Origin of the sequence: Cohnella cholangitidis (assembly GCF_014107495.1) — a bacterium.
In the GTDB taxonomy this organism is placed as follows: domain Bacteria; phylum Bacillota; class Bacilli; order Paenibacillales; family Paenibacillaceae; genus Cohnella; species Cohnella cholangitidis.
In genome coordinates this window covers 4,930,751-4,942,667 of record NZ_CP041969.1, presented here as the reverse complement: position 1 = coordinate 4,942,667, position 11,917 = coordinate 4,930,751, and the positions used below count along the sequence as shown (strand labels likewise).

The window sequence follows — 11,917 nt, the reverse complement described above, 5'->3', positions numbered from 1 at the left end:
GGATTTCCCCTTTTCGTTAAATGGTATCGCGATAATCCTGCGCGCGGAACAAACGTCCAGTCATTCCGTCGTTGTTTTGGAGTATCGGCATAATAGCGCCGGGCAACACCGTGTTTACGTGGTTATCGGCGCCGCTCCCCCCTAGTTCGGTTCGAAGCCAGCCCGGATCCAAACGATTGACGAGAACTCCCGTGTCCAGCAACGAGTAAGCCAAATCCTGCGTGTATTTGTCTACCGCTGCCTTCGAAGCGCCGTATGGCGCGAGCTCGGGCTGGTCTCTGATTCCGGAAGTGAGATTGACGATGCGACCGTAGCCTTGCTTGACCATCCCAGGAGCAAAAGCGTTGCATAACATAATCAGGCTATAGAAGTTTACCTGGAACAACTTCTTCCATTCCTCTTGCGCGAACTCGCCGATCGGTTTCGGCGGGGTGCTGATGGCCGCGTTATTATACAAAATATCCACTCCGTCAAACCGAATAAGTACGGACTGAATCAAGCGATTGGTCTCTTCCGGCGACGAGAGATCTCCTTCGACCGAGTGGGTATGTACCCCATATCGTTGCACCATCGCCACCGTGTCGGCGGCGTGTTCTAATTTACGAGCATGAACGATGACATTGCAGCCCTGTCCGGCCAGTCCTAACGCGATTTGCCTCCCTATTCCTCGGCTAGCGCCCGTTACAAGCGCCCATTTTCCATTAATAGATCCACTGCTGGTCATGCGCATTCCTTCTCTCCATAATGATCCCTATTTATTATAGTTCCGCCCGCGAATGCCCATCTACATACTACGGTGACCTATATAACACTTTCGTGACGCCCAAAAAAGAAGCCGCCCTTTCATCCAATCAATCGACAATGCTTGAACGATTAAATTTACGAATTGGGACTCATTGACAAGCTAGGCAAACCTATTAATGATAGATGTAATTCAGGAAACCGGTTTCAAAACTACGTCAAAGGAGGAAATACTCCGTGCGAGATAAGATCATCATTATCGATGATGACGTTAAACTCCGCATGCATCTAGCTCAATTCCTAACCCGACAAGGATATGAAGTCATCAACTCGTCCTATCAAGATCAACAAGCAATGGATCTATTGCGCTTCCATCACCCGGCGCTGATTGCTCTAGATATACCGACTCCCTGCGAATCTAACTTTGCCCTGTGCATCGACATTCGTAAATTCAGCGATATCCCCATCCTCTTCATGAGCCGCCATAACGACGATAGCATCAACATTTCCGCTCTTAGCTCAGGGGGCGACGATTTCATATCCAAGCCGTTCAACATGGATATTCTTCTCGCCCGAATCAAAGCGCTCATTCGCAGAGACAGACGCGCATTCCCGATTAACCAGCGTCATCTGTTACTGTTCCCTGATCTGGAGATCGATTTGCTAACCCAGAGCATCCGTTCCTATGGCCTGCAAGTTACGCTATCGCCGAAAGAGTTTAAACTCCTGGAAATACTCGCCAAAAGCCCGAATCGCGTATATCCTTCCGAAACTTTGTATGAACTGATATGGAATGACACTAAGCTAAGCGACATAAGAACCGTCATGGTTCACATTTATACTTTGCGGCAAAAAATCGAAGAGAACCCCCGCCAACCACGCTATATACATACCGTTAGAGGCGTCGGATACAAATTCAACGCGAAACTTTAACTGAACTTTAAAATCAATCGCTAAACTATTGCTAGTTGTGAAAACGTTTGCGCAACAAGGAGGATTGAGAAAACCGACTGGCAACTGGCATCATCCCAGTATGGGAGAAATTGCGAGCGCAGCTTACTTAAGGCTGCCTGGTAACGCACACATTTAGGAGGATCAATGGTTATGTTGAAAAGAAGTCGATTACTTGTTTTCAGTTTGTGCATCATCTGTTCCCTGTTATGGAGCGCAATGATTTTACCCGCTGGCAATATCGCTTTTGCCGATGCTCAGAGCGTAAGCGGCCCAACCGTCGAGCCTCCAACGTTCAGTTGGGACAACGCCAACGTCTATTTCGTTATGACGGATCGTTTCTACAACGGCAATACAAGCAATGACAATTCCTATGGAAGACCGAGATCAGATGCCTGGGGCAAAAATATTGGGACTTTCCATGGCGGGGACATTAAAGGTTTGACGAAAAAGCTTAATGAAGGATATTTCACCGAACTCGGTACGAATGCGATCTGGATCACTGCCCCATGGGAGCAGATGCATGGATGGGTCGGCGGAGGCACTGGCGGAGATTTCGCTCATTACGGGTATCATGGTTACTACGGACTCGATTTTACTTCGATGGATAAAAACATGGGAACGATTGAAGAAATGCGCGAATTCGTCGATCTCGCCCATTCGAAAGGAATCCGCGTCGTTCTCGACATTGTCTTGAACCATGTCGCCTATCGAACTCTGCAAGACATGGTGGAGTTAAACTATGGCGATACAGGCGGATTGTCAAGCACATGGACTCCTAACCAAAGCCAGAACCAGAACTGGCACACGCATAACGGAATCCTTAACGGCAACAATACGAGCGCATGGGCAGCTTGGTGGGGCAAGGATTGGATTCGAACCGAAAATACATCCGGGTACGACAATTGCGGCAACTCTAATACGACGCAATGCGTAGGATCTTTGCCCGATCTCAAGACGGAATCCACCAACAACGTCGGATTGCCCCCTGTCTTAAAAACCAAGTGGAATCGCGAAAGCACCGGCTTTGACAACTGGATCGTACCGGCCGCCAAGCCCTTTCGCAAAGATCTGAACATTCCGCCTAAAGACTACATGATCAAATGGATCACTTCATGGGTAGCGGAGTTCGGGATAGACGGATTCCGTGCAGACACGGCTAAACATATCGAGAAGGAACGTTGGGGGGAATTGAAGGCGCAAGCGAAGAGCGCCTTAATCCAGTGGAGGCAGAACAATCCGACGAAACCGGGCGCCGATTGGACCGATGATTTCTGGATGACGGCCGAAGATTTCGGACATGGACTTGGCAGAGACAGCTATTTCGACCACGGATTCGATTCGGTCATCAACTTTTCCTTCCAAGGGGAAAATATGGGTTCGTTAGAAAGTATCTTCTCGCGTTATGCCAACGATCTGAACGGAAATCTCCCTAATTACAATGTACTGAGTTACATTTCGTCGCACGATACGGCGCTATACAATCGCTCCAATCTCGTTCAGGCCGGAACGGCACTGCTGTTGCTCCCGGGCGCTGTACAAACATTCTACGGAGACGAAACGGCAAGGCCGCTAGGCGACGGAGGTTCTGACGATAAACAGGGGACCCGGTCGTCCATGAACTGGAGCAGCATCAATCAGGATGTTCTAACCCACTGGCAGAAGCTCGGACAATTCAGGAACAAGCATATGGCCATCGGAGCCGGAAGTCACAGCAAAATTGCCGATGCTCCTTATACCTTCTCGCGCGCCTATGAGAAAGACGACATTCTGGATAAGGTCGTCGTAGCCACGGGAGCTTCCGGTACGGTCGATATTAACGTGGGAAGCATGTTCCCGGACGGCACTACCGTTCGCGATGCGTACACTAACAGCGAAGCGGTTGTGTCAAACGGAAAAGCAAGATTTACCGCCGGCGCCAAAGGCGTTATTCTGATCGAGAATGTAGGCCCTAACTTGAAGTTCCCTGTATTAACCGCTTCCCCGGCGGGCGGCAAATTCAAAACCGCAACGACTGCCGTTACGCTTTCCGTGAAAAACGCGACGGCCGGCAAATATACATTGGACGGCAGCGATCCTAGCAACGGAATCGACTTCACGAACGGAACATCCATCGAGATCGGCTCGGATATGGCTATCAACGATACGAAAACTTTGAAAATGTACGCATTAAACGAGAATGGCGTTGGAACGAATTCCTATTCGTTCATCAAAGGAGATCCTAATGCCAAGCTTACGATTTACTACAAGAAACCAGCAAACTGGGGAACGCCTTCTATTTATTATTATGATACGGCACACAAACAATCAGAACCTGCTTGGGCTGCCTCTCCCGCTATGACCAGCGTCGGAGATGACTGGTACTCCTACACCTTCGATACGGCGGAAAGCGCCACGATCATGTTCAAGGATAACACCGGCAAACAAACGCCTGGCCAGGGCCAAGCCGGTTTCGCAAGATCGGAGACGAGTTGGTACGACGGCAGCGTCTGGCATGTCATTGATCCGCGGATAATCACAAAACCAACGCCGCCTGCAAATTTAATATCGACGGGCAAATCCGCCACTACAGTCTCGCTAAGCTGGCAAGCGTCAACAAGCACCTCGCCAATAACGGGGTACGATATTTATCGCGATAACGTAAAAGTGGGCTCTTCGTCAACAACCACGTACAAAGACACCGGTTTAACGGCAGAAACCGCGTACATCTATACGGTTACCGCGAAAAATCAATCGGGCGGAATATCCGATCCTAGCCAACAATTAAGCGTGACAACCGATCAATCGGGTACGATCGAAGCCCTAGTCACTATCTATTACAAAAAAGGATACCCTTCGCCTTTTATCCATTATCGTTCGGAAGGCGGCACATGGACACAACCACCAGGCGTACGGATGGAGGATTCAACCGAATTCCCCGGCTACGCCCAAATCACGATCGACCCTATGACCGCTACGAGAGTGGAAGCCGCATTCAACAACGGCAGCGGGACATGGGATAGCAACCAAACGAAGAACTATTTCTTTAATCTTGGCGATAACACATATACGCCTGGCACCAATGGCGCCGCAGGAACTGTTAAGCCAGGCAAACCGCCTGCAGTGCCTCAGGGCAACAAAGTAACGGTTTATTACAAGCAAGGTTGGAATCCGGTCAACATTCATTATCGCCCGGAAGGCGGCACATGGACAGCCGTTCCCGGCGTAAAGATGAACAGTGACCCGGAATTCCCTGGCTATAGCAAAATGACCGTCGATATTGGCACGGCCACACGACTTGAAGCCGTATTTAACAATGGCAACAATGTGTGGGACAACAACAATAATAGTAATTATTTCTTCCCGATCGGCGATAACACTTTCGTTCCGGGAACGAACGGTGCCGCCGGAAACGTGAAACCGGGTAAACCTGCGACTGCGCCTGTAGGCAACAAGGTGAGTATTTACTATAAGCAGGGTTGGAATCCCGTAAACATCCACTATCGGCCGGAAGGCGGTACATGGACCGCTGTTCCCGGCGTTAGAATGAACGCCGACTCCGGCTATCCCGGTTATAGCCTCATAACGGTCGATATCGGAACCGCTTCAAGACTCGAAGCCGTATTCAATAATGGCAACAATGTCTGGGATAATAATGCGAATAAAAACTATTTTTTCCCGATTGGCGATAATACGTTCCTCCCGGGCACCAACGGAGCCCCGGGTCAAGTGCAAGCAGGAGTTAAGCCGCCTCCTGTAGGAGGCACCGATACGATTGCCCCGTCGATTCCGGCCAACGTAGCAGCTGTCCCTACTCACTCTACTGTTGCTCTGCAATGGACAGCTTCAACGGATAACGTTGGCGTAACCGGATACGAGATTTATCGCAACGACGCCAAGATCGGTACCTCATCAACCGTATCCTTCACCGATGCGGGCCTTACGCCGGAGACCCCCTACAAGTACAAGGTTAAGGCGTTCGATTTGGCCGGCAACTTCTCTGAAGCAAGCAACGAGATCGCGACGGTTACTCTGACGGGACCTATTACCCAACCAGGCGGCGACAAGCCGTATTCGACGAATCCGACATTCGGCAAGAGGGTAAATTCGCCAATGATCATCGACGGAGCCAATAACGGCGAATGGACGAACGACATGCTGATCGCGATCGATATGGCGAATGATGATCCTCGATCCCTCGGCTCCAACTGGACGATGCACGAAACCCCGATGGACTTAACCCATCTGTGGGCGGCATGGGACAATGAGTTTTTGTACCTGGCGTGGCAATACGTCGATGTCACCGACAACGTGGACCCTTCTAATGCAGGCAGCGCCGGCGGTACTCCGATTCGTTCCATGGATATGCCGCAGACGCTGGCGTTCGATACGATTGCGGGATCCGGAGCCTCTCTCGACATGTGGAAGAAGAACGGCAAATCGCCGATTTGGGGCGGTTCTAATCTGCCCGATTATCAATTCAATATCGCTTCTAATATGTTCCACTCCGGTTATATTTCAAGAGCGGTAGACGGAGTGTTCCCCGTTGACGATAACGGCATCAACTACAAAACGGGGGCAGCCGCGGGAATTCAAGTCAAATTCGCAAAAGGAAACGGCTATAGCACTCTATGGGGCGTGAAGGATACGGATGAAGTAACCAATCCGGCCAAACTGGTTAACTTCATGACGCTAGGCCATGACGTCAATAGAGATACGTTCTATGAAGCGAAATTTCCGCTCAGCGCGCTCGGTAATCCGAACATCGAAAGCACCGGCATCGGGATCATGATCCATCAAGGCGAGTTCTCGCCGGTGGATACGTTGCCTAACGATCCCGCTACGTCCGATACTCCGGGAGTCACGGATTCCAACTCTCCGAAGGAATGGGGAGATATCGACTTATTAACGGTTCCTTTCGCAAGAATCGGCCATTAAATCCATAACCGATATTTAAACGAAAGGACGCCCTCTCTTCTGCCATTACGGCACGTGAGAGGGCGTTCTTTATTTGACGATAAACGCCGTCTTGCTGTGGCCTTCCTTCGTCTTGCTGACTTCAAGCACGGCGGGAAATGCCTGTTTCAGTTCCTGTACGTGCGAGATGACGCCGATCATCCTGCCCGATCTCTGAAGGTCGACGAGCGTGGCGATCGCTTTGTTCAAGGAATCCTCGTCAAGCGATCCGAAGCCTTCGTCGATGAACATCATCTCAATGGAAACTCCGCCTTGATAGGATTGGATGACATCCGTCATTCCGAGCGCCAAGCAGAGAGAGGCGTTAAACTTCTCCCCCCCGGACATGGATTTAACGTCGCGGTTCTGTCCCGTATATGCGTCGTAGACGTCCAATCCTAGACCGCTCTGCTTGCCTCGCGTCTCCAAGCGGTCGCTGCGTTCGAGCTTGAACTGTCCGTTCGAAAGATCGTTCAGCCTAACGTTCGCCGCGTGAAGAATTTGCTCCAGAAACTCGATCAGGATGTAACGCTCGAACGAGATTTTGAGCGGGTTATCGCCTTTCAGCATCTGATAAATATCGGAAACCCGCTGCTGCTTCAATTCTAACTCGCGGAACTGTTCGACCGCCTTCTCGATCGCGGCAAGCAGCCGATGCGCTTCTTGCCTGTAGGCCGACACGGTATGAAGCTCGGAAGCGATCCGCTCTAGCTGATCTTTCAAGCCTGCGATCGCCTCTTGCAGAACGCCAAGGATCGGGCGCGATCGTCCGGCCAATTCCCGCTCGAGCTCCGCGACCTGAAGAAGCAACGCCGCGCTTGCGGACTGGAACTCCTCGATCAGCCGGGCAAGGTTAAGCCTATCGGCTTCAGGAAGCTTAGCGGATTGATAGGCTTCTTCCGTTGCCAAGCCGGATTTCGCCAATTCCTCCTCGAATCGTTGCCGCGATTGGCCGTGTTGGCGGTCGCTCTCTTCCAACTGCCCCGCGGCTTGTACGACGATCGCTCTCTCTTCGACGAGACGCGCCTTAGCGGTTTGCAGTTGCGCTGCGCTTCCTGCCAAGCGAGGTTCAGCTTGTTCACGTATGCCGTTTGCTCACCGACTCTGGCATTCAACTGAGCGGGCGATCTTAAATCTTCCGGAATTCGGCTCAACTCATTGTCGAGGACGGATTGTTTGGCGTTCCGGTCGACGGACAGCCGATGTTGTTCGGCCAGCAATTGCTCCCGCTCGGCTTGAAGCTTATCCAACTCAAGATCGAATCTCTCGCCTTCCTGTCTTAGCGAAGCTGCGACATCTGCCTGCTGTTTCAACCTATCGGTCTCCGCGCGAAGAAGCTTGCCTTCCGTTTCCGCTCGAATCAACTGCTCCGTGAAAGGCTCGCTTGTAATTCCGTATTCGGCGAACGAGCTTTCTCTCTCGTTCTTGCCCCCGCTCGCGGCGGCCGCTTGCGCTTTAGCTTCGTTAAGTTCCTGCTCGGCTTGCCGAAGCTTGTCCTTGGCGGCTTGAAGTCCCTCTCTTGAGGGAACGCTCGCCACGACGATCGCCTTATCCGGATGCTCCTCGCTCCCGCATACCGGACATGGCTTGCCGTCATGAAGATGCGCGGCCAGCAATCCCGCTTGCCCTTCCAACCAAAGAGACTCCAACCGGTCATGCTCGGCGCTCAACAGACGAACGGTTTTTTCCCGTTCCGCTTCATGCTTGGACAGCTCCGCGAGTCGCCTGTCCAGTTCCGCCATTTCCTTGAGCAGCTTATATTTATTCTTCATCTGCTCGTATTGCTGCAGCTTATCCGCAAGCTTCGCCGCTTCCGTCTCCGCCAGCTTCAACCGCTCGGCCTTGCTGCGCTTCTCCTCGCGAAGGGCGCCAAGCCGCTGCTCTACCGACTCGCGCTTGGCCAACGCCCCGCGCTCATCCGCGGCCAGCCGCTCGACCGCGACCTTGCGCTCTTCGAGCGTCTGCACGATCGGCTTAAGCTCGGCCAGCCGAGCAAGCTCCCGATCGGCTTCCTTCCGCTCCGCGTCGCGCGATTCCTCGCTTCGGAACCGCTCCTCGGCGACGGCGTGCCCGCGCTCCGCCTCCGCCGCATCCAGAAGCTTCCGCTCGTAAAAAGCTCGCTTCAGCTCCAACTGCCGAGACGCCGCTAGCGCTTGCTCCTCGTAAGGCTCGATCCTGGCGGCCTGCTCCGCCAGCCGTACGATTCGCTCGCTCTCGCCTACTTCCGCTTTGCGAGCTTCCAGTTGCTCCGCTTGCGAACGCTTCTCCGCCAATTGCGCGAAACGGCTGTCAAGCGCAAGCGCCTCCAACAGCGCCGCTTCCTGCGCTTGCAGCTTACCGCTAAGCGCCGCTCTTCCTTGCTCAAGCTCCGCAACCCGTCCGTCGTAATAGGCCATCTCTTGCACGAGCCCTTGAGACACTTGCGCCATGCTGCTATATTCCTGACGCAGCGTGGCCGTCAGCAAACTTTCCTCTCGCTGAGGCAACGTCTCCTGCGCTTGCTTCGCATAGAGGTCTTGCATCGCCTTCGCCTGCTTTAGCGACTCCTGAAGCTCGCGATGCTGCCGTTGAAACCGGTCTTCTATTTTCTGGTACAGTCCCGTCCGGAAAATACGGCGCAATATTTCCTCTTTATTTTCCGTGTCGGACGTAAGCAGCTTGCGGAATTCTCCCTGCGGCAGCATGACGATCTGGCTGAACTGTTCCCTCGTCAAGCCGATGACCGATTCCACCTTCGCGTTCACGTCCGAAACCGTAAAGCGATCGATGCACGGCACTTCCGTGCCGGAAGTCGTCTCGTACAGTTCCGCCTTGCCTCCGGTTTCGTTCTTGTTCGTCCCTCTTCGATGCGCCATCTGGCGAAAGACGCGGTACGTTCGTTTGCCCACCGAAAAATGGTAGTCGACGGAAGTATGCTCCTCGTCCGCGGCGAAATGGCTGCGCAGCATCCGCGTCTCCGCCCGATCTTCCCCGCTGGCATTGCCGTATAAAGCGAAGCAGATCGCATCGAAGATCGTCGTCTTGCCTGCCCCGTGTTCCCGGAGATCACGAACAGGCGACGGTTCTCCAGCACGCCGAAATCGATCGTCTCCGTATCGCGATAAGGCCCGAATGCCGTCATGCTGATTCGAATCGGCTTCATACGGCGCCCCCCTCTTCGCGAAGCACTTCCTCGTATGTATCCGCGAATAGGCGCTGTTTGTCCTCCGTAAGCGGCACGCCTTTCACTTCCTGATAGAACGCGCTGAACAACGTTACCGGATCGGCTTCCCTTCTTGCCGGAACGCTCTCCTTTGCTTCGTCATTCGCATGGGCCCCGATGGTCGCTTTGCGTTCAACGTGCAGCGCGTTCGGATACACGGCGCGCACCTTCTCCATCGGGAAGAGCACCGGATTGTCGTTCAGCAGCGTAACGAACACGTAATCCTCATTGATCGGATGGTTCTCGATTTCTTCTATCGGCGCGCTAACCCGGCGCATGTCGCGGCGCGGCTTCAGCTCTCTCTTGTCGACGGCGACGTTACCCGCTCCGTCCATCTCCACGATTAGAAAGCCTTTGTTGTGGTTTTCCTCGGAAATCGAATATTTCAACGGCGAACCGGAATACCGGATCTTCTCGTCCGATACGTAATGCGCCTGATGCAAGTGGCCGAGCGCCGTATATTGAAAAGCTTTGAAATATTCCGAATGCACGTATTCCGCTCCACCGATGGACAGAGGACGTTCCGACTGGCTCGTGTTTTCCTCCGGCGTTGCGCCCGGCGTCACGAAAGCATGTCCGACGAACACATGACGCGCCGAAGGATGCATCGAAGCTTCGATCCTTCCGACGATCGCCTTCATCGCGTCGTCGTGGGAGCGGATTTCTTCCATCTCCAACGTAAAACGCACCTGCGCCGGGTCCGCATACGGCACGAGGTGAAAATGGACTTCACCGAACTCGTCTCGCAGCACGACCGGTTTATGAACTTGCTTAAGCTGGCCGACCAAATGCAGCCCTCTCGCTTCCATAATAGCCGTTCCGAAATTGAGCCGATCCGGGCTGTCATGGTTGCCGGATATGGCCAGCAACGGCGTATTCAATTCAATTACGATCGTCTGAAACAGCTCGTCCAGCAAGTCGACCGCTTCCGTCGGCGGAATAGCCCGATCGTAAAGATCTCCGGCGACGACGACGGCGTCAGGACGTTCCCTTTCCACCGTCTCTACCAATTGCTTCAGCACGTAACGCTGATCCTCCGTCATATATACGCCCTGTACGAGCTTGCCCAAATGCCAATCGGCGGTATGTATAAATTTCATTAAGCTTTTTCTCCCTAGTCATCTTTTGATCGCGAACTTCCATTCTCCTTATTTTAATCTATCTGCACGAAGAGCGGGAGTCATTTATAATGGTAAGAAAAAGGAGAGTCCCGCCCGTGATCGAATATTTGCCTCGCAATGTACGACAAACGGATTTGTACTTAACCCAATACGGAATCGAACAATGCATTCCCGGACATGACCACGGGCCTGCCTTAAGAGATCATTATCTCATGCATTACATCCTTGAAGGATCGGGTTTATTCGAGGTTGGCGGGGTTACTTATCGGCTCGGCAAAGGCCAAGGTTTTTTGATTTGTCCGGACGTCGTTACTTATTATCAAGCCGACCGTTCGACGCCATGGCATTATTGCTGGATCGGGTTCAACGGCCGACAAGCCGAAGCCTATCTCAAACAGGGAGGCCTATCCGCAAGCTCGCCCGTTTTCGGCTACGATAAAGACGATGCAATCCATCAGATTCTGTTGGCGATGATCGAGACCAAACCATCTGACAAGGCAAGGGACATCCGGCTAAGCGGATTGCTCTATTCCATGATGGCTTTGATCGTAGAGCACAGCCCGAATACGACTCTACCGGAGAGAAGAGACGATCGGATAGAAAGATATGTGAACCAAGCGGTCGATTTTATCGAGATGCACTATTCCGAAAAGATCGCGATCGGCGAAATCGCGAATTTTATCGGCTTGAACCGCAATTATTTGTGTTCCCTGTTTAAGGCTCGTATGAATTCAAGCCTTCAACAATATTTAATCCACTATCGCATTCAAAAAGCTTGCGAGTTGATGGTCAACCGCGAATTGTCTATTAGCGATATATCCAGGTCCGTCGGCTATGAAGACCCTTGCTGTTCTCTAAAATATTCAAGAAGCTCAAAGGCTTGTCTCCCATGCAATATCGGCAGCAGAACGCGTAGATATGCCCGCCTAGACTAAGCAAGCCACTCCCCGCGTCCAATCGCGGAGAA

Annotated in this window: 7 protein-coding genes; 3 read left to right on the top strand and 4 right to left on the bottom strand. The window is 52.5% G+C overall.

Going from position 1 to position 11,917, the window contains the following annotated elements; all coding sequences use genetic code 11:
* Positions 1 to 16 precede the first annotated feature (16 nt).
* Positions 17 to 724, bottom strand: coding sequence for an SDR family NAD(P)-dependent oxidoreductase (locus FPL14_RS22715; RefSeq protein ID WP_182299887.1), 708 nt, complete (start codon positions 722 to 724; stop codon positions 17 to 19).
* Between the two features lie 254 nt (positions 725 to 978).
* Between FPL14_RS22715 and FPL14_RS22710 the strand changes: the two genes are divergently transcribed.
* Positions 979 to 1,674 (top strand): response regulator transcription factor, encoded by a 696-nt coding sequence (locus FPL14_RS22710; RefSeq protein WP_182299886.1) that lies wholly within the window; start codon positions 979 to 981, stop codon positions 1,672 to 1,674.
* A gap of 171 nt (positions 1,675 to 1,845) precedes the next feature.
* Positions 1,846 to 6,609 (top strand): carbohydrate binding domain-containing protein, encoded by a 4,764-nt coding sequence (locus FPL14_RS30090; RefSeq protein WP_182299885.1) that lies wholly within the window; start codon positions 1,846 to 1,848, stop codon positions 6,607 to 6,609.
* Between the two features lie 69 nt (positions 6,610 to 6,678).
* On the opposite strand, the gene FPL14_RS30085 is transcribed toward FPL14_RS30090, so the two are convergent.
* The 3 genes from FPL14_RS30085 to FPL14_RS22695 form a co-directional block, all read right to left on the bottom strand.
* Positions 6,679 to 7,551, bottom strand: coding sequence for an SbcC/MukB-like Walker B domain-containing protein (locus FPL14_RS30085; RefSeq protein WP_229263626.1), 873 nt, complete (start codon positions 7,549 to 7,551; stop codon positions 6,679 to 6,681).
* A complete protein-coding gene (locus FPL14_RS22700) occupies positions 7,467 to 9,629 on the bottom strand; it encodes an AAA family ATPase (protein ID WP_229264006.1) in 2,163 nt (720 codons plus the stop codon). The genes FPL14_RS30085 and FPL14_RS22700 overlap by 85 nt, the downstream gene beginning before the upstream one ends.
* A gap of 136 nt (positions 9,630 to 9,765) precedes the next feature.
* The gene (locus FPL14_RS22695; RefSeq protein ID WP_182299884.1) at positions 9,766 to 10,929 is read right to left on the bottom strand and encodes an exonuclease SbcCD subunit D; all 1,164 of its coding nucleotides are present in this window, start codon (positions 10,927 to 10,929) and stop codon (positions 9,766 to 9,768) included.
* A gap of 116 nt (positions 10,930 to 11,045) precedes the next feature.
* Here FPL14_RS22695 and FPL14_RS22690 point away from each other — a divergent pair, with 116 nt between their 5' ends.
* Complete coding sequence (locus FPL14_RS22690) at positions 11,046 to 11,885, top strand: AraC family transcriptional regulator (protein WP_229263625.1); 840 nt, start codon at positions 11,046 to 11,048, stop codon at positions 11,883 to 11,885.
* The last annotated feature ends 32 nt before the right edge of the window (positions 11,886 to 11,917 follow it).